The sequence below is a fragment of the Aquimarina sp. I32.4 genome (assembly GCF_002924285.1).
Classification (GTDB): domain Bacteria; phylum Bacteroidota; class Bacteroidia; order Flavobacteriales; family Flavobacteriaceae; genus Aquimarina.
Window position 1 is genome coordinate 18,644 of the sequence record NZ_PGUB01000015.1, and the last position, 24,815, is coordinate 43,458.

28 protein-coding genes are annotated in these 24,815 nt (G+C 32.9%); 16 read left to right on the forward strand and 12 right to left on the reverse strand.

Going from position 1 to position 24,815, the window contains the following annotated elements:
• Window positions 1-7 precede the first annotated feature (7 nt).
• From accB to CVD18_RS05195, 11 genes are all read left to right on the forward strand, one after another.
• On the forward strand, window positions 8-514 hold the full coding sequence (gene accB / locus CVD18_RS05145; protein WP_103864375.1) for an acetyl-CoA carboxylase biotin carboxyl carrier protein: 507 nt from the start codon (window positions 8-10) through the stop codon (window positions 512-514).
• Between the two features lie 84 nt (window positions 515-598).
• Window positions 599-1,942 (forward strand): acetyl-CoA carboxylase biotin carboxylase subunit, encoded by a 1,344-nt coding sequence (gene accC / locus CVD18_RS05150; RefSeq protein ID WP_103864376.1) that lies wholly within the window; start codon window positions 599-601, stop codon window positions 1,940-1,942.
• A 155-nt stretch (window positions 1,943-2,097) separates the two neighbouring features.
• Complete coding sequence (locus tag CVD18_RS05155) at window positions 2,098-2,775, forward strand: hypothetical protein (RefSeq protein WP_103864377.1); 678 nt, start codon at window positions 2,098-2,100, stop codon at window positions 2,773-2,775.
• 10 nt (window positions 2,776-2,785) lie between these two features.
• On the forward strand, window positions 2,786-4,534 hold the full coding sequence (locus CVD18_RS05160) for a hypothetical protein (protein WP_103864378.1): 1,749 nt from the start codon (window positions 2,786-2,788) through the stop codon (window positions 4,532-4,534).
• A 28-nt stretch (window positions 4,535-4,562) separates the two neighbouring features.
• The gene (locus CVD18_RS05165) at window positions 4,563-5,894 is read left to right on the forward strand and encodes a hypothetical protein (RefSeq protein WP_233194476.1); all 1,332 of its coding nucleotides are present in this window, start codon (window positions 4,563-4,565) and stop codon (window positions 5,892-5,894) included.
• A complete protein-coding gene (locus tag CVD18_RS05170) occupies window positions 5,895-7,007 on the forward strand; it encodes an FAD-binding oxidoreductase (protein ID WP_103864380.1) in 1,113 nt (370 codons plus the stop codon).
• Window positions 7,008-7,013: 6 nt separating this feature from the next.
• Window positions 7,014-7,688, forward strand: coding sequence for a monofunctional biosynthetic peptidoglycan transglycosylase (gene mtgA / locus CVD18_RS05175; RefSeq protein ID WP_103864381.1), 675 nt, complete (start codon window positions 7,014-7,016; stop codon window positions 7,686-7,688).
• A 5-nt stretch (window positions 7,689-7,693) separates the two neighbouring features.
• Window positions 7,694-8,272 (forward strand): N-acetyltransferase, encoded by a 579-nt coding sequence (locus tag CVD18_RS05180; RefSeq protein ID WP_103864382.1) that lies wholly within the window; start codon window positions 7,694-7,696, stop codon window positions 8,270-8,272.
• A 37-nt stretch (window positions 8,273-8,309) separates the two neighbouring features.
• Window positions 8,310-8,765 carry a 3-oxoacyl-ACP synthase gene (locus tag CVD18_RS05185; protein WP_103864383.1) on the forward strand — a complete coding sequence of 152 codons (456 nt, stop codon included), beginning with the start codon at window positions 8,310-8,312 and terminating at the stop codon, window positions 8,763-8,765.
• Window positions 8,766-8,905: 140 nt separating this feature from the next.
• On the forward strand, window positions 8,906-9,979 hold the full coding sequence (locus CVD18_RS05190) for a hypothetical protein (protein WP_103864384.1): 1,074 nt from the start codon (window positions 8,906-8,908) through the stop codon (window positions 9,977-9,979).
• Window positions 9,980-10,130: 151 nt separating this feature from the next.
• The gene (locus CVD18_RS05195; RefSeq protein WP_103864385.1) at window positions 10,131-11,069 is read left to right on the forward strand and encodes an alpha/beta fold hydrolase; all 939 of its coding nucleotides are present in this window, start codon (window positions 10,131-10,133) and stop codon (window positions 11,067-11,069) included.
• Here the strand turns inward: CVD18_RS05195 and CVD18_RS05200 are convergent.
• A complete protein-coding gene (locus CVD18_RS05200; protein ID WP_103864386.1) occupies window positions 11,055-11,408 on the reverse strand; it encodes a hypothetical protein in 354 nt (117 codons plus the stop codon). The two genes, CVD18_RS05195 and CVD18_RS05200, sit on opposite strands and share 15 nt — an antisense overlap.
• A gap of 62 nt (window positions 11,409-11,470) precedes the next feature.
• Window positions 11,471-13,156, reverse strand: a complete 1,686-nt coding sequence (gene recJ / locus CVD18_RS05205; RefSeq protein WP_103864387.1) for a single-stranded-DNA-specific exonuclease RecJ — start codon at window positions 13,154-13,156, stop codon at window positions 11,471-11,473.
• 124 nt (window positions 13,157-13,280) lie between these two features.
• Between recJ and CVD18_RS05210 the strand changes: the two genes are divergently transcribed.
• Complete coding sequence (locus CVD18_RS05210; protein ID WP_103864415.1) at window positions 13,281-13,871, forward strand: carboxymuconolactone decarboxylase family protein; 591 nt, start codon at window positions 13,281-13,283, stop codon at window positions 13,869-13,871.
• Window positions 13,872-13,996: 125 nt separating this feature from the next.
• Here the strand turns inward: CVD18_RS05210 and CVD18_RS05215 are convergent, their stop codons facing one another.
• From CVD18_RS05215 to CVD18_RS05235, 5 genes are all read right to left on the reverse strand, one after another.
• Window positions 13,997-14,650, reverse strand: coding sequence for a response regulator transcription factor (locus tag CVD18_RS05215; RefSeq protein WP_103864388.1), 654 nt, complete (start codon window positions 14,648-14,650; stop codon window positions 13,997-13,999).
• A gap of 73 nt (window positions 14,651-14,723) precedes the next feature.
• On the reverse strand, window positions 14,724-15,506 hold the full coding sequence (locus CVD18_RS05220; RefSeq protein WP_103864389.1) for a sensor histidine kinase: 783 nt from the start codon (window positions 15,504-15,506) through the stop codon (window positions 14,724-14,726).
• Between the two features lie 77 nt (window positions 15,507-15,583).
• Window positions 15,584-16,297: a hypothetical protein gene (locus CVD18_RS05225; protein WP_103864390.1), complete on the reverse strand. Its 714-nt coding sequence runs from the start codon at window positions 16,295-16,297 to the stop codon at window positions 15,584-15,586.
• 247 nt (window positions 16,298-16,544) lie between these two features.
• Window positions 16,545-17,198, reverse strand: coding sequence for a hypothetical protein (locus CVD18_RS05230; RefSeq protein WP_103864391.1), 654 nt, complete (start codon window positions 17,196-17,198; stop codon window positions 16,545-16,547).
• 10 nt (window positions 17,199-17,208) lie between these two features.
• A complete protein-coding gene (locus CVD18_RS05235; protein WP_103864392.1) occupies window positions 17,209-17,964 on the reverse strand; it encodes a hypothetical protein in 756 nt (251 codons plus the stop codon).
• A gap of 228 nt (window positions 17,965-18,192) precedes the next feature.
• On the opposite strand from CVD18_RS05235, the gene CVD18_RS05240 reads away from it, so the two are divergent.
• Window positions 18,193-19,080 (forward strand): hypothetical protein, encoded by an 888-nt coding sequence (locus CVD18_RS05240; RefSeq protein WP_103864393.1) that lies wholly within the window; start codon window positions 18,193-18,195, stop codon window positions 19,078-19,080.
• Window positions 19,081-19,146: 66 nt separating this feature from the next.
• Here CVD18_RS05240 and CVD18_RS05245 read toward each other — a convergent pair whose 3' ends face one another.
• From CVD18_RS05245 to CVD18_RS05265, 5 genes are all read right to left on the reverse strand, one after another.
• Window positions 19,147-19,845: a M50 family metallopeptidase gene (locus CVD18_RS05245; RefSeq protein ID WP_103864394.1), complete on the reverse strand. Its 699-nt coding sequence runs from the start codon at window positions 19,843-19,845 to the stop codon at window positions 19,147-19,149.
• 91 nt (window positions 19,846-19,936) lie between these two features.
• The gene (locus tag CVD18_RS05250; protein ID WP_103864395.1) at window positions 19,937-20,278 is read right to left on the reverse strand and encodes a HopJ type III effector protein; all 342 of its coding nucleotides are present in this window, start codon (window positions 20,276-20,278) and stop codon (window positions 19,937-19,939) included.
• 46 nt (window positions 20,279-20,324) lie between these two features.
• Window positions 20,325-20,999 (reverse strand): 16S rRNA (cytidine(1402)-2'-O)-methyltransferase, encoded by a 675-nt coding sequence (gene rsmI / locus CVD18_RS05255; protein ID WP_103864396.1) that lies wholly within the window; start codon window positions 20,997-20,999, stop codon window positions 20,325-20,327.
• Entirely contained in the window at window positions 20,999-21,343 is a 345-nt protein-coding gene (locus CVD18_RS05260; protein WP_103864397.1) for a DoxX family protein, read from the reverse strand. The genes rsmI and CVD18_RS05260 overlap by 1 nt, the downstream gene beginning before the upstream one ends.
• 94 nt (window positions 21,344-21,437) lie before the next feature.
• Window positions 21,438-22,277 (reverse strand): hypothetical protein, encoded by an 840-nt coding sequence (locus CVD18_RS05265; protein WP_103864398.1) that lies wholly within the window; start codon window positions 22,275-22,277, stop codon window positions 21,438-21,440.
• A gap of 105 nt (window positions 22,278-22,382) precedes the next feature.
• On the opposite strand from CVD18_RS05265, the gene CVD18_RS05270 reads away from it, so the two are divergent.
• The 3 genes from CVD18_RS05270 (at window position 22,383) to mscL (ending at window position 24,655) form a co-directional block, all read left to right on the forward strand.
• Window positions 22,383-23,030 carry a thymidine kinase gene (locus tag CVD18_RS05270; protein ID WP_103864399.1) on the forward strand — a complete coding sequence of 216 codons (648 nt, stop codon included), beginning with the start codon at window positions 22,383-22,385 and terminating at the stop codon, window positions 23,028-23,030.
• Window positions 23,023-24,135, forward strand: coding sequence for an alanine racemase (gene alr, locus CVD18_RS05275; RefSeq protein WP_103864400.1), 1,113 nt, complete (start codon window positions 23,023-23,025; stop codon window positions 24,133-24,135). The genes CVD18_RS05270 and alr overlap by 8 nt, the downstream gene beginning before the upstream one ends.
• 100 nt (window positions 24,136-24,235) lie before the next feature.
• Window positions 24,236-24,655 carry a large conductance mechanosensitive channel protein MscL gene (gene mscL / locus CVD18_RS05280; protein WP_103864401.1) on the forward strand — a complete coding sequence of 140 codons (420 nt, stop codon included), beginning with the start codon at window positions 24,236-24,238 and terminating at the stop codon, window positions 24,653-24,655.
• Window positions 24,656-24,815 lie beyond the last annotated feature (160 nt).

A 24,815-nucleotide genomic window follows, 5' to 3' on the forward strand; every position in this document is an offset into this window, starting at 1 on the left:
CCACATTATGGATTTAAAAGAAATTCAGAATTTAATTAAATTCGTTGCCAAATCTGGTGCCAGCGAAGTAAAGTTAGAAATGGACGACATTAAAATCACCATTAAGACTACAGAAGAAAGTAAAGAAACAACAACATTTGTACAACATATGCCTGCTACTGGTGCTGTTGCGCCACAGCAAATAGCTCCTGTGCAAGCACAACCAGTTGTAGCTAACCCACCAGTGGGAACAACAAATGAAGCTCCCGCTGCCGGAACAGAAGATGATTCAAAATATATAACGATCAAATCTCCTATCATAGGAACACTTTATAGAAAACCATCACCAGACAAACCTACATTTGTAGAAGTAGGTGATTCTATAAAAGAAGGAGATGTGCTTTGTATTATTGAAGCCATGAAACTTTTTAATGAAATCGAAAGTGAGGTTTCTGGTAAAATAGTAAAAGTATTAGTTGATGACTCTTCTCCTGTAGAATTTGATCAGCCATTATTCTTGGTGGATCCATCATAACCCGATTTTAAAATTCCAAGATACAATTCCCAGAGTTTAATTATTTTGGAATTTGGAATTTGAGATTTTTAAATTTTAAAAGTTATGTTTAAAAAAATTCTAATAGCCAATAGAGGTGAGATTGCCATGCGTGTAATCAGAACCTGTAAAGAAATGGGTATAAAATCTGTAGCTGTATACTCTACAGCAGATGCAGAAAGTTTACATGTGCGTTTTGCTGATGAAGCAGTATGTATAGGGCCAGCCCCAAGTAGTGAATCCTACCTTAAGATGTCTAATATTATTGCTGCTGCAGAGATTACAAATGCAGATGCAATACATCCTGGATATGGGTTTTTATCAGAAAATGCAAAGTTCTCCAAAATATGTGAAGAACATGAAATAAAATTTATCGGAGCCAGTGCTGAGATGATTGATAGAATGGGGGATAAAGCCTCTGCAAAAGCAACGATGAAAGCTGCTGGAGTACCAACCATTCCTGGTAGTGAAGGAATACTTGACTCTTTTGAAGAGACAGAAAAGCTTGCAGATGAGATGGGATATCCTGTAATGCTTAAAGCTACTGCTGGAGGAGGAGGAAAAGGAATGAGAGCTGTATGGGAAAAAGAAAACCTGAAAAAAGCATGGGATAGTGCACGACAAGAAGCTGCCGCCTCATTTGGAAATGATGGTATGTATATGGAGAAACTCATAGAAGAGCCACGACATATCGAAATCCAAATTGTTGGAGATAGCAATGGGAGAGCCTGTCACCTATCAGAAAGAGATTGCTCGGTACAAAGAAGACACCAAAAACTTACAGAAGAAACTCCGTCACCTTTTATGACAGATGAGCTTCGTAAGAAAATGGGAGAAGCTGCAGTAAAAGCATCAGAATTTATTAAGTACGAAGGAGCTGGAACCGTAGAGTTTTTGGTAGATAAGCATCGTAACTTCTACTTTATGGAAATGAATACTCGTATTCAGGTAGAACACCCTATTACAGAACAAGTAGTAGACTATGACCTGATAAGAGAGCAGATTCTAGTAGCGGCAGGAGTGCCGATTTCTGGTAAGAACTATTTTCCGCAACTACATTCTATAGAATGTAGAATTAATGCAGAAGACCCATACAAAGATTTTAGACCTTCACCAGGAAAAATTACCAACTTACACATTCCAGGAGGACATGGTGTACGTGTAGATACACACGTATATAGTGGATATATTATTCCGCCTAACTACGATTCTATGATTGCTAAGTTGATTACCACAGCACAAACACGTGAAGAGGCGATCAATAAAATGAAAAGAGCACTAGACGAATTTGTAGTAGAAGGAATAAAAACTACAGTACCTTTCCATAGACAACTTATGGATCACCCAGACTATGTTGCAGGTAATTATACAACCAAATTCATGGAAGATTTTGAAATGGAAGAAGCTTAGTATATATATATCTTCTGTTTTTTGAAATAAGAAAAAATGCCCCCCTGTTTTCAGGGGGGCATTTTTCACTTAAAAAGGTGTTTTTGTTATACCTTTTTGATGGTAATTTTGTATTCTCTGTTGGAGTACAAAACATATATTAAAAATAAATAAATATGTTGAAGAACTACATTACAAAATTTATAATACTGGCAGTACTCCTATCTCTTACATCTTGTTTTGAGATTATAGAAGAAGTAAATCTCAATAAAGATGGATCAGGAGACTTCGTCCTTACGATAAACCTAAGCCAAAGTAAATCCAAAATCACCTCAATAATGCTATTAGATAGTATAAATGGACATAAAGTACCATCAAGAGAAGGTGTGCAACAAGGAATGATAGAAGTATTGAACTATCTAAAAAAATCCAAAGGAATATATAATGTTACAAAAAAAGAAGATTATGAAAACTATGTTTTTTCAGTGCAATGTTCTTTCAAAAATATTAATAGCATAAATAACTTAACCAAAGAAGTATTAGGTAAACAAAAGGTAAAGATACAATCATACAACACCTATCAATATGATGTTTCAAATAAAAAGTTTACCAAAGAATATACCTATGATTCTCAGCTATTAAAACAATATAATAACCTATCTATAGATAATAAAAAGATATTTGAAAATGCTTCTTATACAGGTATCTATAGATTTAATGAGCAAATCCAATCTGTTTCAAATACAAAAGCCAAAGTCTCTAAATCAAAAAAGGCAGCAATGCTTAGAGTCAATGCAATAGATTTAATAAGCGGACACACAAAACTTAATGCCAAAATTCAATTAGCAAAATAATTACTTCACAATGAATAAATACTACTTACTAGCCATTGCATTACTCGGTGTAATGTACATAAATGCTCAAGACCTCGTATATAAAATACCCAAAGAAGCAAATGCTGTAGCTTCGTTAAAAGGAGAAAACCTCATTGAGCTTTTTCCGATACAAGAATTTGATAAAACCAAAGTAGGAAAAGAAATACTACGAGAAGCTACAAGAAATAGAGATGGGCAACAAAGTGTTGCAGATTTAGGGTTGGATATCTCTTCTACTGGTTATTATTTTTATCAGATAACTGATAGTATAAAATATCATTGCATGCTAATGCCAATAAATGATGTTCAGAAATTTGAGAAATTAATAAGAAAAGGAAAAATAGAAGAAGAAGAAGGATTCAAAATTAATTATAGAGAATATTCAAAAGAATCAGTAATAGCTTGGAATGATAAGATGGTACTTTCTGTAACTGGAGAAATAATTGAATCGTATTTTACTGATAATAAAGTAAGAGAACTATATGATTTACCAGAAATAAAAGAAGGAGAAAACGGAGACGAGGAGTTAGGTAAATATTTACGCGATGATATTTTTGAAAAATGGGCTCAAAAAGAAGAAATAACTTTTCATTATGTAAAAAACAAAGTAGATCAGATTCTCAATACACCCATAACAAATAAACAATCAATACTGGCTAATCGAGAATATGTAAAAACAATAGATAAAAAAGCAGAAGCTTCAATTTGGGTTTCTGACTTTATGAAAATATATTCTGATGTAATGAAAGGTAAAATGAGTAGATATTACTCAAGCTTTTTGTATGCTGGTATGGATCAAGCAAAATATGAACGTCAACAATTTTCTGGACATGTGTATGCAGAAAAAGATGAGTTAAAAATGAAAGCCACCTATCATTTGGATAAAAAGATGGCTTCCAGAATGAAAAAAGTATATGGAAACTCGCTAAACAAAAAGTTTTTGAAGTATATCAATGAAGATGAAATACTAGGATACGCATCTTATGTTATAGATACAAAGGGATTTTTGACAGAGTATCCCAAGATGATGAAAAATAACCTTGGAGGACTTTTTGAGACAGAAGCTGATATCATAACAGAATTATTATCTATTGTATTAGACGAAAAAGCAATAAGCAAGGTAATAAAAGGTGATGCATTATTTGTAATGTATGATCTTTCTGATAAAGAAGTTACCTATAAAACCTATAAATATGATGATGATTTTAAACAGAAAGAGGTAGAAAAAACAAGAACAGAAACCATTCCTGATTTCTTATTGCTATTGTCTTCTAGTGATACAGATATACTCAAAAAATTACTTAAGCTAGGAGAAGAGAAAGGGGTGTCATCATATAAAGATGGAGTATATACTTTAAAACATAGAGAATTACCAACAGAATTATATGTTTCTATAGATCAAGGAGTAATAGCTGTTGGAACGACCTTAGAGAGAATAAAAGGATTAGATACTTCAACAAAAAATGTATCTCAAAAACATCGAAAAATTTTAAGAAAGAATAGTGGTAGTATCTATATAAATACCAAAGAAGTACTTGAAATAGCAAAGAAATTTGAAAGAAGTAAAAGAAAGAAGAGAACGCTTGATTATATAATAAATGATATAGAAGATATTCAGTTGACAAATGGTAAAGTGAGAAATAATAAAATGACTGCAGAACTCAAGATGAAACTACCAGAAGGACACAAGAACGGGCTAAAATATTTAATGACTCTTATAGAAAATCTGGATAAGTAAGAGTAAGATGAAAAAATATAAAAAAATCATGATGATAACACTACTAATTGTATTAGTAGTGTTTGTCTTTTTATATAAAGGATGGCAAAGAAAAGCATATGAGGAGGTAGTACATGCAGATGCTACAACTATTGTAAAGGTAGATCTCAATGAATTGATCAAAACATTAGCATGGGATTTTATGGGTAATTGGAGCCATTACTCATCAAAAGATCAGGATTCAATACAAAGTAAAGAAAAAGTAAATAGGGGAATTAACCTACCAGCAAGTGTACTTATGTATACCGTTCCACAAGTATCAAATACAATATTCTGTACATTAAAAATTTCAGATTCAATACAAGCAGTATCTTATGTAAGTGAAAAATTAGGACTTTCTAAAGAAATAGAAAGAAAGAGATTTTATCAAAAATCGAATAAAAGAGAAACGATCTCTTTAGCTCAATTAGACAATACGTTGGTTCTTGCTTTTTCGTATAAAAAAGAAGAAATATCAAAGGTATTTGAAGACATTTTACTTCACAAAAAATATATGGCAACAACCCATGATATGTTACAGAAATTAAAAGAAGAACATCATCATGTAAGTATAACTGGAGAAAATGGAATGATGTTACATTTAGATAGCAAAGACGGAGTAATTGATTTTTTTGGGAAATTAGAAAATTCGTCATTTATTGATTTTAAAGAATCACAAGAAGTACCTTCTTTTTCTAATAAAACAAGCATCCAAATGTATATCGCAGGAGAGGTTAAGGATACATCATTTTTGAAGAATCATTTAGGAAATGAAGTAAAAATAGGATCGACTACCCTTGTAACAGATTCTCTTTTTAGAAACTATAATAACCTTATAACGTTTCAGATAAAAGGCAGTACCTCTCAAAAAGATAGTGTAATAACGTATGAATATAATGATGATTTTGAAAAAATACCAGTAGTATCCGTAGAAGAAAAAACAATTCCAAACATACTCCTTTCTTTAAAAGTAGATAGTACAGATATCACAGAAGCTTATTTGAAGCGTAGTAAAGTAATTGATACAGCCCAATTAATAAAAGGAATGCCATTATACCAATTCTATGCAACACAAAAAGCAGATGAATTTATAATGAGTACCTCAAAAGAACTCCCTCTACCATTTCAAGAAACAGTTGTTTCTACAGATTTTTTGAGCATGCAAGTTCAAATAGAGCAATTAATCGCAGAAAATCATTTTCCTGTTATTCATTCCTATATCTCCTCTATGAATATCATAGATATAAAAGCAAAAAAAGGAGATGCTCAGACAATACATGTAGAAGGAATGATTACTTTTAAAGAAAAAAAGATAAATGCAATCACACAGATGCTCAAATAAATGTCTTTAAGTTATTGGGAATATAAAACTTGGTTATCTACTGTTGATTTTACAATTGTAGGTAGTGGTATTGTAGGGCTTAGCTGTGCATTGCGGTTGCGAGAAAAATTTCCAAATGCTAGAATTCTTGTGTTGGAACGTGGTATATTGCCCAATGGCGCGAGTACCAAAAATGCAGGATTTGCATGTTTTGGAAGCCTCTCAGAAATTTTAGAAGACCTGAATTCGCATGATCCAGAAGAAGTTCTACAGTTGATAGAAAAGAGATACACAGGACTACAGTTACTAAGGAAACACCTAGGAGATCAAAAAATTGATTACCTACAATATGGAGGGTATGAACTTTTTACGAGAGATGATAGGAGGTTGTATGAAGAGTGTCTTTCAAAAATAGAAAAGATCAATAGGTTGTTGAAACCCGTTTTTAAGAACAGCGTTTTTAGTACTTGTGACAACAAATTTAATTTCAATAACCTTCAGTCACAGTATATTTTTAATCAATTTGAAGGTCAGATTGATACAGGAAAAATGATGAATGCCTTGTTGGAGAAAGTACAAAATGCTGGTATCAAAATTTTGAATAACTGTATGGTACAAGAATTTGATGCGGATACAGCAACAGTCAAAATAAAAACAGACAATTTTACGTTTTCTACAAACAATATGTTGATAGCTACCAATGGGTTTGCTTCGCAATTAGGTATTCAGGGAGTAAAACCCGCTCGTGCTCAAGTACTGATTACACAACCAATAGATAATTTACAGATCAAAGGAACATTTCATCTAGATAAAGGATATTACTATTTCAGGAATATCGATAATAGAATTCTATTAGGAGGAGGTAGAAATTTAGATTTTAAAACCGAAGAAACAACAGAATTAGGGCAGACTGAATTGGTACAACATAAACTAGAAGAAATATTACAAAACATAATCTTACCCAATACCGATGTTAAAATTGAACATCGATGGAGTGGAATTATGGGAGTGGGAACTCAAAAAAAATCTATAGTAAAACAAATCTCACCACGCGTATTTTGTGGCGTAAGACAAGGAGGTATGGGAGTTGCAATAGGAGCTTTAGTAGGAAAAGAACTAGCAGACCTTTTATAAAAACAGATGAAGAAATGGTTTCGTTTTCTAGTTAAAAGCTGTGTACTATTTATTGCTATAAGCTTACTATGGGTATTAGCATATAAATGGATCGACGTTTCTGTCACCCCTCTTATGATGATTCGTAAGGCACAGGACAAAAATAATCATACCATTAGGCATCAATGGGTATCATTATCTAAAATTTCTCAAACATTGCAATTGGCTGTAATATGTAGTGAGGATCAAGGATTTGTAACTCATAGAGGATTTGATACCAAAGCGATCGAACAAGCAATGGAAGCTCATAAATTAGGCAAACGATTGCGAGGAGCAAGTACCATTTCTCAGCAAACAGCCAAGAATGTCTTTTTATGGCCACAGCGCAGTTGGATAAGAAAAGGATTGGAAACCTATTTTACTTTTTTGATAGAAACTTTTTGGAGTAAAGAACGTATACTCGAAATTTACCTCAACAGTATAGAAATGGGAGATGGTATTTATGGAGCAGAGGCTGCTTCACAATTTTGGTTTTATACATCAGCATCTGCACTTAATAAAGACAAAGCCACAGCTATTGCCGCAATCTTGCCCAATCCTATAAAATTTATGGCAAATCCACCCTCTACATACATTCAAAAAAGAAAAAAATGGATCAGTATACAAATGCGTAATTATGGTACCTTAGTACTCAAAGAATAAGTAAGATGAAAAAAGCTTCTGTTAAGGATAGAAATACAATAATAACCATTTTGCATGCAGCTTTTCTAACAGAAACCTTTCCTAATTCTATAAATTTTGTAGCAAAACAAGATAAAAGAAGATCCAAAAGGATATATTATTTGATGGAATACCAATGTAAAATGGCTTTTAAATTTGGTCAGATATTTCTTAGTGATGGTCAAAAAGGCTGTGTATTATTTTTGAATCCTGAAAAAAAAAGAACAACGCTCAGAACAATTCTCTGGGATATCAAATTAGCTATTTGCTGTATTGGGATTAAAAACATTTATAAGGTATTAAAAAGAGAAAAAATACTAAAGAAGAACCATCCAAGTGTTCCTTTTTTACATTTGTGGATCATGGGAGTTATGCCTGATTATAAAGGTAAAAACATAGGCACTAAGTTGTTGAAAGAAGTATTGAAGTATTATAAAAATGTACACTCCATATATTTAGAAACCACAACAGAAAGTAATAAGCATTTTTATGAAAAACTTGGCTTTAAGGTGTTTAATGAAACTCATGCCTTAGAATACCCTCTTTACTTTCTTATGAAATCTTAATGATAATATAATAAACTCAAAAAATGCCTGCTTAAAAATGAATTCAGAAAAAGTAAAAGAAGCGCTATTAGCACAATGTCGCACCTATGTACATCAAAGATTACAGAGAATTCAAAATACTATTTCTGATATTCAGGAATCTCTGACCTCAGAAACCAAAAGTACTGCAGGAGATAAGCACGAAACGGGGAGAGCAATGTTGCAATTAGAACGTGAAAAAGCAGGAAAACAACTCGCAGAAGCACAAAAAATACAAGAAGTTTTGGCAAAAATTAATATAAGTTCTGCAAACAATATTCGTTTGGGTAGTTTGGTCATTACACCGCAAGCAAAGTATTTTATAAGCATTTCTGCAGGTCAATTAATAGTTGATGATCAATTGTATTTTGCTATTGCCGCAAACTCTCCTATAGGTAAACTTCTCTTAGGGAAAAGGAATGGAGATACATTTTATTTTAATCAGAAAAGCGTAATTATAGAAAAGGTATGTTAGTGATAAAACACTTCATTGTTTTGACTATGAGTATTGTATAATTATGATTTTAGGGCAAGACAAAAAACAATAGTTGTTAAAAAAAACATATATTTGTTACAGTTTTGTTAAAAAAATAATTACTAAACCCTAAATTACAAATGAAAAAATTAAATCTATTTTTTGCAGGAGTACTTCTTGCAAGTGTATGCCTATTCTCTTGTAGTAGCGATGATGATAACAAGGATAACGGCGCTCCTGCTGGCGATAATGTAGCAGAAGAGCGAGAAATTCCTGTTAGTGAGTTAAAAAGTGGGGTGACGATACCTGTTGGTAAACTAGAATCAGGAACTCCTCCTACCCCTACAGGGACTATGAATTTTAGTATCAATACAACGCAACAAGAAGCATATTTAACCAAGGGATTTAATATCTCTTTTTCTTCAACAGATCAGGTAGCTGGTGCCTACATTCAATTCAAAGATGTAAATGGTACTCCTATTGAGGGTTATTATGATGTTCAAGAATTTATTACTTCTGGAGGAGGAAAATCTGCAGCAATTAAAGGAAGAAAAAATGCAGTGATAACTTCAAAAATGAATGAAGGAAACCTTGAGATTGATGTAGATTTTGCGGCAACTGTAGCGCCAGGAAGGTTTTGCTATGATATTTGTATTTATGATGAACAAGGAAATATCAGTCAAATAGAAGAAGTATGTGTAGAAGTAGAAGCATGGGGAGGTAACGATGCAATTGCAGGAGAGTGGATTTTTGATAGAGAAGAACCTAATGATATTGAAAATGAAATAGGAGCTACTATTGAATGTGAAAATGGAGAAACTCTTACAGACGTTCCTTACAATCAAGAAGAAAAAGACGTATGGATTTTTGTGCTTAATGCAGATGGTACATACTATGAATCATATGATGAAAAAGGAAAAAGTCTTGATAATACAGCATCTGCCACAAATTGTAGTGCTGTATATACCAATGAATATGAGTACAAAGAGAAATACTCTGGTAACTGGGCGTATAATGAAGAAAATGAAACAATATCTATAGTAGACTTCAAACATGAAAATCTTACTACTAATACAGTAGATAATTATGAAGAAGGAGAAGTGTATTTTGAAGGAGATAAAGTAGAAGTTATAAACGGAGAGCTTGTAATAACAACGATCTACAATGAAGGAGGAGTTGATGTAACTGAAAAAATTATTTTCAAAAGAAAATAATTAAGGTATACAAAACAATAAATGGTACGGTTCTGGTAATTTTTCAGAACCGTATTTTTTTGTGAAATATTTTTTTCTACATCAATTTTGCTGAGAAATGGTATACAAAAATGATTTTGAGTAAATTGCTACCTCATAAATCATCCATACCATGCAGAAATTTTATATACTAGCCTTAGTAGGGGTATTACTTTTTTCGTGTAAACCTTATCAAAACACAAAAATCAGAAAAAATCAGATTACCTATGAGGACTTTAGGTCTGATCAAAGATTATATCCTACCGATGATGGTTTAATAAAATATATTGACAAAGGAAAAGGCCCTGCAATAGTATTACTACATGGAGTTCCCACCTCTGGATGGTTGTATCGCAAGATGATAAAGCCTTTGGTTGCAAATGGATATCGTGTAATTGTACCCGATATGTTAGGATATGGCTCTAGTGACTCCCCAGAAGGTTTTGAGGTTTATAATGCAGAGAATCATGCCAAGCGCCTATTAGAATTAATGCAAGCATTAGGCATAGAAAAATGGACACACGTGATGCACGATGCAGGAGGATTATGGACCTGGGAACTTATGAAACAAGCACCTGATAAGATAGAAAGCCTAATAGTACTTAATACCATCATTTATGAAGATGGATTTTATCCCCCTGTACGTATGAAACCAGGAGGACTTGCCAAAACAGCAATGTGGGGATATAGAAACGGGGTAACAACAAATACGCTGCTTAAAAACTTATTCAATCAAGGACTCAAAAAGAATACGCTCAATGCGCTTGATATAGAAGGGTATAAGACTCCGTTATTAGAAGGTAAAACAAATGCCATGTACTATTTCTTTAGTCAAACATGTAATGTGCTACCTGATTATTCTGATGTTTTTGAAAATGTAGATATTCCTGTGGCTGTAATATGGGGAATACATGACACCATGTTACAATGGCCTCCACAGCAGGTGCGAGTTGCAAATGCATTAAAAGTAAATAAAGAAGATATTCATTTTATAGATGAAAAACATTTTTTGCAGGAAACAAAGGCCAAAGAAATTACTTATAAGATTATAGATTTTTTAGTTAAGAGATAGGTTCTTTACCCAATCTTGTAATTCTACTCTGAAAATAGTACCATTGATTAATTCTTGTATCTGCAATAATTCTTCTCTGTTTACCGCCAGATCTATCTTTTCTGAAGGTGTTCGTAGTAATAATGATCTGCAATGTTGTGAGTTTTTACATTGATTACAGCATTGAGAATCATATGTAATTGTACACGAATTAGAGAAATCTTTAAGTTCATTTAAAGTGAGTAAAAAACCAGTGTCTCTGAACACCAATTGTACTTTGGGTGTAGGAATTTGTTTTTCTTGTTTCCAAAAGAAAGAAATACCTAGGTCATTACTGTATATTTTATCTATAGCGTTCATCCTGAATCCATATTTGAATTCAAAAATAACAACTATTTATAATAAATCTAAATAAAAATAATTTATTTTACATCTTTCAATTTTAATTGTAGAGAGACTTCCCCATTCCATTCATTCTCATCAATGGTATATGTAGACTTAAAAAGCTGCTTTTGATGTATTAAATCATATTTTGAACCCAGATTAAAACCAATGGCACCAATAGCGATTCCGTTTTTTTGAGCCTTACATTTTAAATGACTTTTATCGGCTCCTACACATTTTGCATACCCAGTATCTTTTAGCCCTTCTGTCATAAAAACAGGAGCCATATTTCCTGGGCCAAAAGGAGCAAATTGCTTTAAGATGCGATAGAATTTAGGAGTAATCTGATCCAATTCTAACTTAGCATCGATAGTAACCTCAGGAATTAACATCTTTTTATCAATGGTAGAAGACACTACTTCTTCAAATTTTTGTTTAAAAGAAGGGTATTGTTCTTCTGTCAAGGTTAATCCTGCCGCATATTTATGGCCTCCAAACTGCTCTATGTGATCAGCACATGCATCGAGTGCATTATACACATCAAATCCTTTTACAGATCTGGCAGAAGCAGCCAAAACAGTTCCACTTTTTGTAAAAACCAGCGTAGGGCGGTAATAGGTTTCTGTTAATCTAGATGCAACGATACCAATAACCCCTTTATGCCAATTCTCGTTATATACAACAGTGGTATATCTATCCTCTTCACTATGATCTACTATTTGAATAAGCGCTTCTTGAGTAATTTTTTTGTCTGCATCTTTTCTGGTACTATTATAAAGTTCTATTTCGGCAGCAAATTGCAGTGCGGTATCCATATTTTTTTCGGTAAGTAAATTTACCGCATGTAATCCATGTTTCATTCTGCCAGCCGCATTAATTCTAGGAGCAATAATAAATACCAGATCAGTAATCGTTAGCGTTTTTTTATCCACTTTGGATAACATTGCTTTAAAACCCGTTCTTGGATTTGTATTGATAACTTGTATACCATGATATGCTAATACTCGGTTTTCTCCAGTAATAGGCACAATATCTGCTCCGATTGCAGTAGCTACCAAATCCAGATACGGTAATAGGTCATTTATAGTTTGGTGTAATCCACTAGCTAGTGCCTGTATAAGTTTAAATCCAACCCCACACCCACATAGCTCTTTGTATGGATACTTACAGTCTTCTCGTTTTGGGTCTAAAACTGCTACAGCATCAGGGAGCGTATCACCTGGTCTATGGTGATCACAGATAATAAAATCTATATTTTTTGATTTGGCATACGCTACTTTGTCAATAGCTTTGATCCCACAATCCAAAGCAATGATCAAAGAAATATCATTATCATCTGCATAATCGATCCCCATATAAGATACACCATACCCCTCATTATACCGATCAGGAATATAGGTAGCAATTTGTGAAGAAAGTGTTTTTAAGTAAGAAGATAATAATGCTACCGATGTGGTACCATCTACATCATAATCACCATACACCATTATATTTTCTTTATCAGCAATCGCTTTTTGAATTCTATCTACAGCTTTATCCATATCCTGCATCAAAAAAGGATCATGCAAATCATCTAAGCTGGGTCTGAAAAATTTTTTAGCTTGCTCAAATGTTTCTATTCCTCTTTGTATCAGTAGTGAGGCAATTGTAGTGTCTACAGTAAGAGCCTCTGCCAACTGTTGTGTTTTTGCAATATTGGGTATCGGTTGTAGATTCCATCTCATGGGCAAGGCTTGTTCTGTGTGTTAAAAAAAGCAAAGTACAAAAAACATACAGACGGTTTCTGATTTGCTATTAGTTTTGTATTTTGCTGTAGAAAAAAATATACAAATTATTCAAAAATATATTATGGCATTAGTTACACCATTATCTGCTGATCACGATCCAGAAACCAAAGAATTAGCAGAATTCTTTAATGAAACTTTGGGTTTTTGCCCAAATTCTGTATTGACAATGCAAAGAAGGCCTGCTATTTCTAAAGCATTTATAAACTTGAACAAAGCAGTAATGGCAAATGAGGGTAGAGTGACCTCTGCTTTAAAACGTATGATTGCATGGGTAAGTAGTAATGCTACAGGATGCAGATATTGCCAAGCACATGCAATAAGAGCAGCAGAGCGTTATGGTGCAGAGCAGGAGCAATTAGATAATATATGGGAGTATAAAACACATCCAGCTTTTAGTGATGCAGAGCGAGCAGCTCTTGATTTTTCATTAGCAGCCTCTATGGTACCTAATGCAGTTGATGATACAATCAAACAAGAACTATATAAATATTGGGATGAAGGCGAAATTGTAGAAATGCTAGGCGTAATCTCTTTATTTGGATACCTAAATAGATGGAACGATTCTATGGGAACAATGGTAGAAGAAGGAGCAATAGCTTCTGGTGAAAAATACCTTGGTAAACATGGATGGGAAAAAGGAAAACATGTGTAATACCAGTTTTTACTTAAATCCATATAGTTCGGGTTAAGCTAATACTGATATAAAGATAAAAACACCTGTCAGGCTAGTTTCAAAATTTTGTTTTGAGATTTTCTGACAGGTGTTTCTGTATAACTTTAAACCAAAATAATTTTCTCCTTCACTGCTTTTACGATTAATCCAGCGGTATTTTTAACCCCTAATTTATTCATAAGGTTTTTTCTGTGACCTTCAATAGTGCGTACGCTTAGAAAAAGTTGCTCTGCTATTTCTGCAGTAGTAAACTCTTGAGTAATCCCTTCTAGTACCTCTAATTCTCTTGAGGTAAGATGGTAATCCTTATTGATTGTAGGAGGTTTGGTTGTTTTATGTTTTAGACCTTTTAGTAACGCCTTTGATACAAAAGGATTAAAATAAAACCCTTTTTCATAAGTAGATCGTATTGCGGCCTCTAACTCATGCTGATTGGTGTCTTTTAGTAAATATCCGTTAGCACCCACCTCCATCAAATAAGAAATCATTCTCTCTTCTTTGTGCATTGTGAGAATAATGATTTTAAGATCTGGATATAGTTTTTGTAATTTTAGTGTTGTGTCTACACCATTCATGTCTTCCATCTCAAGATCCAAAAGGATAATATCAGGAGTCACATTATTCAACTGTGCCAATAGATCTTTACCACTCACGCTTTCTAATACCAAAGAAATGCCGTCCATTTTTTTTAACAGTGATTTTATTCCTTCGCGAAATAAATTATGATCATCAACCAGTCCTAGCTTTATAGTCTCCATGGTTATTTTGTGATTAATGTTATTTAGTGTTTTTTTTAGTTGCTACAGTAAAGCCATATCATACGGTATATGATCATACCGGGATTACGATTTTGACTTTCATACCTGAATCCTCTTTTATAAAATAGATGTTACCAGAAAGGATTGATAATCTACTTTCTATATTCTTGAGCCCCAGGCCTTTTTTGTGCAAAAGATTTTTCTGTTGTAACCCTTTGCCATTATCTTTGTATACTATAATCAATGAATCTTCTTCATTTTTTAATTTAATTTGTATTGCAGAAGCATCTGCATGCTTGAGAGTATTTGTAATTAACTCCTGAATTATTCGGTATAAGTTTAGTTCTTTTGATTTGACAATTGTCTTTGTCGTATTGTTTTTAACGGTTACTTTGATTTTTCCAGAGTCGTTTATTGTTTGCCTTAAACTCTCTACTGCTTCTATCAATCCTAGTTTTTCTAATACTACAGGCCTTAGATCCTGAGAGATACTACGTACACTATGTATCATGTCATCCAAAAAAGAACTGGTTTTATGTGCTATACTCTCTAATTCGTCAGGAGGTAATTCTGGAGTAATTTGCCCAAAATAAAGCTTGGTAGTTGTGAGCATAGCCCCCACATCATCATGCAGTTCTTTGGCAATTCTACTTCTTTCTTCCTCTTGACTAGCAATAGACGTTTTTAATAACTCCTTTTGATAATCAGATTCTATTTTTTGGTGTTTCTGTTGTTGTGCCAATAACCTACGTTGGTATAGAATAAAAAACATAATTACAGATAATGACAGTAAGAAAATTACTATCATACCAATGATTATAATCTTTAACGCAATCGCTTCTTCAGGTTCACCCATAAAACAAATAGTATAAGAAATAATAAAAAGTTATACCAAACTCTACTGTTGGTTTTTATTAATTATTTTTTTGGTCCCTAGTCTATCGGTGGAGTACAAGTAGGTGGACAAGGACTTGAATACTCATAGATAAAATCTCCTGATTTTAATAAGGATTGTTTTTTGCCTAATTCTGGTAAAAAGACAGTAGTAAATTTACCTTTGGGGTTCACCCCCCATACCAAGTTTACACTCTTTAAGCTATTTTGTAGCATATGTAGTATGACCGTTGCGGGTAGACTAAAATATTGAATACGTTGCTCATCATAAGCAATCGCTTCTTCTAGGGTATTACTTTGCCATTTTTGTTGCCATGCAGAAACAAAATCCACAGCTTCATCTGGTTGTAATATATGAGAAGCAACCGATTTAGAAAGTGCAGAGATCTCAAAACGTTTGTGTTTTTCGGCGAATAATTTAGTTACAACTTCTTGTGTAGAAATGGAATTGGCTACGATTCCTTTGGTGATATCACCATTCGGGTTTGTGCCTGCTACTCGTATTTGTAGTTGCTTGTTTTCTATTTCCAAAATAAAACGAACGGTTGATACATTTGGTAGTTTTAGCGCTTCTTCTAGCGCTTCTCTAGGGATATTAAATCCATTTTCTGGAGTACCAAAGGCTTTTTTAGGAGTTGCCGTTTTCCAATTAAGAGTGTGTTGTTTTTGTTCTGGTTCGTCTGGGGACTCTTCTTGCTGGCAAGCAAAAAAGATTACAGACAGAATTATAAAATATGTGTGAAATATTTTCATGGTTTTAGGTTTTAAAAGTTTATATAAATATAGTTCAAAAAAGAGAAAAAATACCTGTTATGATAGATTCATATAAAATATAATTTAACAATAATTATAATAAAAAACAATTGATTTACAGGTATTTATGGTTAAAAAAGAACACTTACCCCTAAACCCTTCCCTTTATAGGAAGGGCTTTTTTTAGCTTCTTCTCTTGGGGGAGAGATAGGGTTGAGACAAGTGTTATGTTTATGAGTAATAGAAATTAAAATTGTTTATCGGGTTTTACAGCTATGGCAACGGTATAAAAGATCATTAATACAATATTGACAACAGCATGTAAGCCCCAAACTAAATAACTAGCTTCTGTAGACCCTTTGAACATGCTATTATTAATATAAAATAAGATTAAACTACTAGAAAAATAGATTAGAAATCCAGAATTGATCCAAAACATAGGATTGTTTTCTAGAGGGCTGTATTTTGCCTCTTTAAGCAGTACATAAAAATAACTTAAAGAAAAAAAGACAACTAATACTCCTAAAACTGTGGTCGCATTAGAATTAAATGTATATAGATTCTGTAAGAACACAGTATTAATAATAGCAAATATGATAAAGCCAATACCTATAATGATAAAGAAAGATTTTGAATATATATATGATAATACTTCTCTGTAAATATTAATAATCAATAAAAACTGAATAACTGTAAAAAAATGATATACTGGTAAATTATTTATTTTTTTTCGCCAAAGAATATTAGAGATACTTTCTACAATAAAAACTAATATTAATAAGTGCAGAAGTCTTATCTGGATAGTATTTAACGATTTAAATTTGGTTATTGATAGTAGTAAAGGAATGATTACTATAAAAGATGAAAGATTACCTAAAATTTTAAAAAAATCTATACTCATTATTATTTGATTATGACTGTATTGGGGGAGGGCATGTTGGAGGACAAGGTGTGGAATACTCAATAAAAACCTCATTGCCGTCAGATTCTAGTATACCCATTCTGTATAAATTATTTTCTATAGGTAATTTTGGAGTAAGCCCTATTACGGGTGTAAAAGAGATCATGTCTTTGTATTGAAACTTATTCATATCCAATCCAGGATAGAGTTTTAGTTCTTTTACGTTACCAGGTAAATATGGGTTGATCAAATCTGGTGTTACACTATAGAATAATACTCTCTCCATAGGTTTTTCTGCTGTTTTTACAGTAAATAAATCATCTATGAGACTCATTTCTACTTTTTGCCAATTTTCAGAAATCATATCTTTAAAAATTGCGGGAACGATTTCAGACCCTAATTGTGCAGTCTCATCTTTTTGTACTCCTTTTTTTGGCTTTTGATGAGCTACAAGTTCAAAATAATATTTCTTGTCAGAAGTATCAACAACCTCAAAAATGGGAAAAAATGTAAAACTTTCTTTATGCCCTTCTTTTAATGCCATATAGATTTTAAAAGTTTTGATTTGTTCTATGGCATTAAAACGAGTTATATCCTTTTCGTTTACAGCAAAATAGTACACTCGCTCATATTGTCCTATAGACTTATCGAGCTTATGAAAATGATGTGTTAACTCTAATACATCTGCCCTCTTCCAGAGGTTGGTATACTTGATAAAAGTTTCTTCTGTGATTTGGATGTTTTCTTTTGTGATTGTGTGTTCCATCGGGTACTATATTTATTAGTTAATAATTAATATTAAAGTTAGTCAAAAAAAGACTGCCTTTATTGCCTTAGAAATAGTTTACCAGTGAATACCATATAAAAACACGTATTTACCACGTATTTTTAATGTTGCTATAAGAGCATGAAATTTGGTATCTTAATAGGATAATAGAAAATGCATTCTGAAAAAAAATAAAAACAGGATGAATTACTTTTAAAACCAAACAACATGAAACTAATAGAAGAGCTAGAGGAGATATCTCCTCATGGTCTGGCAAAGGATATATTAAATGATATAAGTTACCGTGTAGGTATCGATTTGTATGCATTGATAACTGCAGAAACATCTCCTAATTTTAATAAACTGCAAGAATTCAAGAGGCATATTGTCAAAGATGCTCTTATTGAATTCCGCACGAATAAGTTAAATTTTTTGGATGCAGATTTTGGACCAGATAAAAGGAATGATATCTCTTTGATAGAGACTCTTGTTACCGCCAAAACAGAACCGAATTGGATGTTTAATCCCAGAGATTTACCTAGTATAAAAAACTACCAAGGAAAAGAAGTGACTAGGTATCTTATGAGGTTGACCAGATGTTTTGAGCAAATGACTCAAAGCATTTCTATAGATGTGTTTGCAGATAAATTATTGTCAGGAGGGTTGGTTGCATTGGGAGCAAAGGCAGGACATTTTACGTGGCAAGAGTGGAAAAACGGATATTCTGTGAAGCATGCTATGGTTACTAGTATTAGAAGAGTAGGAATGAGTGTGATTATAGCTATTGCGGCGATAGCATTGGCTACATTAGTAGTCTGGTTAGTTTTTATACATCGAAAGAATATTTTGCAGATCGTTATTAATGAAAGCAATAAAGATTTGATGCTCAAGAATTATAACAAGGAACGAGAAGAAATTTTTATAAATTCTGAAACGATAAAAAATCTTATAAAGGGTCAGGAAGCTGTAGGTGCTACAAGATTACAAATTAAAGGAGGATATGCAGGAGGAGCTTCATCAAATTCATTTTACTACGGAGGAGTTTGCTCTGTAGACAAAAAAAGTAATGATTATGAAACAGAAGGAATATGTATACTCACTCCAGAATTAGTGTGAAAAGACATAATAAACTTTATAGAAAATCAAACATTTTTGTATAGAACTTAGATTTATAAAATGGGATTATTTTTTTAGATAGTATCGGTAGCTTTTATAGAGGAGATAGATTGTGATCAATAAAATAAGTATAGCCCACATCCAATACGTGCCAGGAAGATGAGTTGCCATCACTTGAGTGTCAGAATAATGGATTTTTCCGTCTCGTTCAAATTGTTTGGTGAATAAGTAGCCTATTTGCAAATAGGTACTTAATACACATTGAGTTCCTAAAAACAGTAACGTAAATGTTTCAAGCCCTCGGTTTTTTATAATAGCAATAAAAAGTAGGATTACAGCAAATATACTTAGAAGAACTAATGCTAATAATGAATCGATCCATAAGCATAGAGATAGAACGATGATGATGATCAGTGACCATAATGCTATTTTGGAACTCATCTTGTTTTTGGCAGAGATAATAAGTATAGCTCCAGAAATTACGGGGCCCAATAATCCTCCAGCAGCAGTAACACTTCTGGCAATTTGATACGGTAAGTAACTGGATGAAATATCAGAGTATGCGACACCTCCTCCGTTTTCAAATATTTCAAGCGATATAAAATTCCCTCCTATTAATAATGCGGTTAATCCATGACCCATTTCATGAAACCAAGTTCCTAATAGTAAGAGAGGATATTGTATACTTCCCAAATAAGGTAATTGCCACACTAAGAAAACGAGTATACTAATGCCAATAATTGTAAATATTGATTTTTGTTGCACTCCTTTTTTAGTTTAAGTCACTTCTTGATAAAAGGTATAATATATTTTGATAGAACGAAATAATGCACTCTAAAATTATAGATAGTTTCTGTTATTTTTTGATCAATGCCTCGTTTTCAAAAGAAATACCTTCCCATCCAGATTTTATAAAGTTACGGATATTTTGATGGTCATTACCTTCTGGGGTTTGCAGAACATCTTTATAATAATTTCCGAAGCAGGATAAGGTTTCTTCTTTGTCAAGCTGATGTAATTTTGCAAAAGAAAAGACCTTACAAGAACCTGAGTTTTCGCCAGCTTTATTTTTTATAGTTCCATTAGTAAATGCTGAAGGTTCAAAATTGTAATGAGTATCTATAATGGCTATTACTTCTTGAAATGAAACAGATTTAGGGTCTTTCTTAAGGGTATCAATAAATGCTACAAGTGTCATTGGTATCTACTTATTAAAAAATTAGATGTTTATTGTACTTTTGGGATTATTGTTTTTTACCTCCAACAATAATCACGATTTCTCCTTTTGGAGCTTTATTTTCAAAATGTTCTATTACTTCTTGTACAGTACCTCTTATGGTTTCTTCATGAAGCTTACTCAGCTCTCTTGATACAGAGATAAGCCTGTGAGAACCAAAATAGGTTGCAAAATCCTTTAAGGTTTTGATTAATTTATGAGGAGATTCATAAAAAATTAGAGTCCTTGGTTCATCAGATAAAAGCTGTAATCTTGTTTGTCTTCCTTTTTTTACAGGTAAAAAACCTTCAAAAACAAATCTATCATTGGGCAAGCCGCTATTTACCAAAGCTGGTACAAAGGCCGTTGCTCCTGGTAGACATTCTACCTCTATTTTATGTGCCACACAAGCTCTGGTAAGTAAAAAACCAGGGTCGCTTATTGCAGGAGTACCTGCATCACTTATCAGCGCAATAGTCTCTCCTACTTGTAATTTTTGAATAATGCGATCTACTGTTTTATGCTCATTATGCATATGATGGCTTTGCATAGGAGTAGTAATCTCATAATGTTTTAATAATTTACCACTGGTTCGGGTGTCCTCGGCTAGGATTAGATCAGCAGCTTCCAGAACTTTTATCGCTCTAAAAGTCATGTCTTCGAGATTACCAATTGGTGTAGGTACCAGATATAATTTTGACATTAAGGCCTTATTTTTTTACCAATTGTATACGATACAATAAGAATTATAATTGCATATGCAGATAATCCTACAGGATGTCCTACATAATAGTGTGCTAAGATAGCTAATACCAAGTCAAAGAAAAAACCAGCATAGGCCCATTCTTTGATCCATTTTATTTTATTGGTAAGAATAGCTATTACCCCCAATACTTTGGCGATAGCTAATGGGATTACAATATAAGTAGGGTAATTAAAGTTCTTAAAAAAACCGTGTACCATTTCAGTATTAAAAAAATACATCTGAGCAGAGTATAACATGATAATACAGATGGCAATAGTCGAGATCCAATATATAATTTTCATCTATTTTGTTTTTTTAGTAGTATGATTTAGAGATTCATCATTATAAATAAATATATTGGATTACAGTCTTTTTTTATTAAGAAACCTTACGAATCTAATCTTCAAATTTGCTTAAAACAATACCCATAAAACGCTCTTCATACTCCTCTTTGCCATCCCAATTATGGTAATCGGGTTTTATCATGGTAGTAATAAACTCTTTTGCTTCATTTTTACTTCTTAGCGTGCTTAATTGAGAAAGCACCCTATTATAATCAGAGGAACTACCTTCAAAAAGATATTTTATAAAAGCCAAGCGATCATTTAAGCCAATATGAATTTCTCTTCTTAATTGATCATTAAGAGATTTTGGTCGATTATCATTTTCTGTATTTTGAATAAAGATATCCTGATTTGTAGGAGTAATATCGTCTTTATCATTTTTTTCATATCCCGATTGAGATAGTATTGACTCTGTAAAAGATGTAGGTTTTTCTACTGTATTTGCAGGTACAAAAAGATCTTCGGTTACTCTGGCATTGATCTCTTCGATAATAATTTCTGGTTTACCATCTTTATTAATAGCACTCTTTTCTATTGGGTCACTATCTATTGGTGGTACATTAGTTTGTCTAGGCTTTTCTTCTTCTTTTATAGGAGCAGGTGGTGCGGGGGTAATGACCTCTTTTACTTTTTGAGGCACCTCTTTTACTTCTTTTGATGTTTCCTGATCAAGTAGTTTTGGTTCATTTGATTCTTCTGTGTCTAGCACGCTTTTAATTTGACCAATGGTAGGTTGAGGTCCAGCAAAATGGGTTTCGGTAAAATTGAGAATAGTTAATTTCTCATAGAGTTGCCTAGTTTCTTCTTGTAATTGGGGTAATGTAGATTTGTTCTTAAGTTTTAGTATTCTGTGTGCAATACTTATAAGTTCCGCTTCCAATTTCTTCTTCATAACTTTCTTATTCGTTTCTAATACTGCTTTTTGTTTTTTAATAAATTTGCCTCATCTTTAGAGTAAGGAGAAGGGATTTCTTTAATTGAAGCTGAAAAATACAAAATGTTTCTTGAAAATACAGTAAATCATAAAGAGCAATTTGGGTGGATAGAAGTAATCTGTGGTTCGATGTTTTCGGGTAAAACCGAAGAATTGATTCGCAGATTAAAACGCGCGCAATTTGCAAAACAAAAAGTTGAGATTTTTAAACCAGCTATCGATATCAGATATGATGATGAGATGGTAGTTTCTCATGATGCCAATGAGATTCGTTCTACTCCAGTTCCTGCAGCCGCCAATATTAGAATTCTTGCAGACACCTGTGATGTGGTTGGTATTGATGAAGCTCAGTTTTTTGATGACGAAATTGTAGCAGTTTGTAATGATTTGGCTAATAAAGGAATTAGAGTAATAGTTGCTGGATTGGATATGGATTTCAAAGGAAACCCTTTTGGTCCTATGCCTGCTCTAATGGCCACGGCAGAATACGTAACCAAAGTGCATGCAGTTTGTACCAGAACAGGAAATCTTGCCCAGTTTAGTTATAGAAAATCACAAAAAGATGATCTGGTAGTATTAGGAGAAACAGAAGAATATGAACCTTTGAGTAGAGGAGCATATTATAAAGCGATGCTCAAAGAAAAAGTAAAAAAAATGGAGGTTAAAGACCCTAAAGAAATATCTAAAAAAGATAAAAAATCTGATGAGTAACGTAAAAGAAACCGTTCTTGAAATCAATTTAGGGCATCTCACACATAATTTTAAGTATCTCAAAAGCAAGGTCAGCCCTAGTACAAAAATGCTAGCAGTAGTAAAAGCTTCTGGATATGGTAGTGATGCATCTGTAATAGCTAAACATTTAGAAAAGATAGGAGCAGATTATTTTGCAGTAGCCTATGTGTCTGAGGGGATTGTATTAAGAGAGTCAGGTGTAAAAAAACCAATTTTGGTATTGCATCCTCAGCCTGTAAACTTTCAAAAATTAATTGAATATCAATTAGAACCCAGTCTGTATAGCATACGAGTAGTCAAAGAATTTATAGAAATAGCGACTCGATTAAATAAAAAAAAATACCCTGTTCATATCAAGTTTAATACAGGATTAAACAGAATCGGATTTAGTGAGAACCAAATAGATGAGTTGGGAGGGTATCTTAATAACACAAAGGCTGTTGAGGTAACGACACTTCTTTCTCACCTCGCGGCAAGTGAAGATAACTCAGAAAAAAAATTTACTACTGAGCAGATCAATGCTTTTAAAAAAATATCAGATAAAATGATTGATATATTGGGGTGCACTCCACTGTTGCATCAATCTAATACATCGGGGATTCTTAATTACCCTGAAGCACATTTTGATATGGTTCGTACTGGAATAGGATTGTATGGGTTTGGTAATGATGCTAAATATGATAAGCAGTTAGTGCCCATCATGTCTTTAAAATCTATAATTTCACAAATTCATGAATTAGAAACAGGAGCATCATTAGGATATAATAGAGCATTTATAGCATCTGAATATACCAAAATAGCTACCATGCCAATTGGTCATGCTGATGGAATCAGTAGACAATATGGTAATAAAAAAGGGTTTGTTACGATAAATAATCAAAGGGCCTATATCCTTGGTAATGTATGTATGGATATGATTATGGTAGACATCACAGATATTGATTGTAAAGAAGGAGATGAGGTCATTGTTTTTGATACAAATTCTAGTGCTGCACAGGTTGCAGAAAATGTAGGAACAATCTCGTATGAATTGCTTACAGCAATCTCTACACGAGTTAAACGTATTGTTATCGATGATAATTGATTTTTATCGAAAAACTAGTAGTAAGAAATAATACTACTTTTATGGTTTATTTAAATTTTTATTAAATTAGTTTATTCTAACTATCTAAATATAAATAATTATGGGGTTTTTTAAAGATTTTAAATCGTTTCTTTTGAAAGGAGACATTGTTTCATTAGCTACTGCGGTAGTAATAGGAGGAGCATTTAATAAAATTGTAGGTTCTGCTGTTGCAGATATCATCATGCCTATTGTAGGGGTAATAACTGGAGGAACAGATTTTACACAAAAATTTATATCTCTTGATGGAGGTGAGTATGCAACTCTTGCCGCTGCTCAAGAGGCTGGTGCAGCCGTTATGACTTATGGTAATCTGATACAGGCAATAATTAACTTTATAATTGTAGGTCTGTTTATTTTTGTAGTACTCAAAGCATATGAAAAAACAAAGAAAAAAGAAGAAGAGGCAGCTCCCGCAGCACCTGCAGGACCAACTCAAGAAGAGTTATTGGCAGAAATACGAGATTTATTGAAAAAATAATAAATTCTCAACTTAGATAACGAATTACTTATAGCTACCGCTATACTACATATCTATGAATCAATAAACCGCTCATAATTGGGCGGTTCTTTTTTACAAATCGTTATATATATAACAATTAAAACAAATTTCTATACTTTTGATATAAGTGCTTGTTGTC

Excerpts from the sequence above, each read along its gene's own strand:
- accB (WP_103864375.1), top strand. The coding sequence starts at position 8 with ATGGATTTAAAAGAAATTCAGAATTTAATTAAATTCGTTGCCAAATCT.
- accC (WP_103864376.1), top strand. The coding sequence starts at position 599 with ATGTTTAAAAAAATTCTAATAGCCAATAGAGGTGAGATTGCCATGCGT.
- CVD18_RS05155 (WP_103864377.1), top strand. The coding sequence starts at position 2,098 with ATGTTGAAGAACTACATTACAAAATTTATAATACTGGCAGTACTCCTA.
- CVD18_RS05160 (WP_103864378.1), top strand. The coding sequence starts at position 2,786 with ATGAATAAATACTACTTACTAGCCATTGCATTACTCGGTGTAATGTAC.
- CVD18_RS05165 (WP_233194476.1), top strand. The coding sequence starts at position 4,563 with ATGATGATAACACTACTAATTGTATTAGTAGTGTTTGTCTTTTTATAT.
- CVD18_RS05170 (WP_103864380.1), top strand. The coding sequence starts at position 5,895 with ATGTCTTTAAGTTATTGGGAATATAAAACTTGGTTATCTACTGTTGAT.
- mtgA (WP_103864381.1), top strand. The coding sequence starts at position 7,014 with ATGAAGAAATGGTTTCGTTTTCTAGTTAAAAGCTGTGTACTATTTATT.
- CVD18_RS05180 (WP_103864382.1), top strand. The coding sequence starts at position 7,694 with ATGAAAAAAGCTTCTGTTAAGGATAGAAATACAATAATAACCATTTTG.
- CVD18_RS05185 (WP_103864383.1), top strand. The coding sequence starts at position 8,310 with ATGAATTCAGAAAAAGTAAAAGAAGCGCTATTAGCACAATGTCGCACC.
- CVD18_RS05190 (WP_103864384.1), top strand. The coding sequence starts at position 8,906 with ATGAAAAAATTAAATCTATTTTTTGCAGGAGTACTTCTTGCAAGTGTA.
- CVD18_RS05195 (WP_103864385.1), top strand. The coding sequence starts at position 10,131 with ATGCAGAAATTTTATATACTAGCCTTAGTAGGGGTATTACTTTTTTCG.
- CVD18_RS05200 (WP_103864386.1), bottom strand. The coding sequence starts at position 11,408 with ATGAACGCTATAGATAAAATATACAGTAATGACCTAGGTATTTCTTTC.
- recJ (WP_103864387.1), bottom strand. The coding sequence starts at position 13,156 with ATGAGATGGAATCTACAACCGATACCCAATATTGCAAAAACACAACAG.
- CVD18_RS05210 (WP_103864415.1), top strand. The coding sequence starts at position 13,281 with ATGGCATTAGTTACACCATTATCTGCTGATCACGATCCAGAAACCAAA.
- CVD18_RS05215 (WP_103864388.1), bottom strand. The coding sequence starts at position 14,650 with ATGGAGACTATAAAGCTAGGACTGGTTGATGATCATAATTTATTTCGC.
- CVD18_RS05220 (WP_103864389.1), bottom strand. The coding sequence starts at position 15,506 with ATGGGTGAACCTGAAGAAGCGATTGCGTTAAAGATTATAATCATTGGT.
- CVD18_RS05225 (WP_103864390.1), bottom strand. The coding sequence starts at position 16,297 with ATGAAAATATTTCACACATATTTTATAATTCTGTCTGTAATCTTTTTT.
- CVD18_RS05230 (WP_103864391.1), bottom strand. The coding sequence starts at position 17,198 with ATGAGTATAGATTTTTTTAAAATTTTAGGTAATCTTTCATCTTTTATA.
- CVD18_RS05235 (WP_103864392.1), bottom strand. The coding sequence starts at position 17,964 with ATGGAACACACAATCACAAAAGAAAACATCCAAATCACAGAAGAAACT.
- CVD18_RS05240 (WP_103864393.1), top strand. The coding sequence starts at position 18,193 with ATGAAACTAATAGAAGAGCTAGAGGAGATATCTCCTCATGGTCTGGCA.
- CVD18_RS05250 (WP_103864395.1), bottom strand. The coding sequence starts at position 20,278 with ATGACACTTGTAGCATTTATTGATACCCTTAAGAAAGACCCTAAATCT.
- rsmI (WP_103864396.1), bottom strand. The coding sequence starts at position 20,999 with ATGTCAAAATTATATCTGGTACCTACACCAATTGGTAATCTCGAAGAC.
- CVD18_RS05260 (WP_103864397.1), bottom strand. The coding sequence starts at position 21,343 with ATGAAAATTATATATTGGATCTCGACTATTGCCATCTGTATTATCATG.
- CVD18_RS05265 (WP_103864398.1), bottom strand. The coding sequence starts at position 22,277 with ATGAAGAAGAAATTGGAAGCGGAACTTATAAGTATTGCACACAGAATA.
- CVD18_RS05270 (WP_103864399.1), top strand. The coding sequence starts at position 22,383 with ATGTTTCTTGAAAATACAGTAAATCATAAAGAGCAATTTGGGTGGATA.
- alr (WP_103864400.1), top strand. The coding sequence starts at position 23,023 with ATGAGTAACGTAAAAGAAACCGTTCTTGAAATCAATTTAGGGCATCTC.
- mscL (WP_103864401.1), top strand. The coding sequence starts at position 24,236 with ATGGGGTTTTTTAAAGATTTTAAATCGTTTCTTTTGAAAGGAGACATT.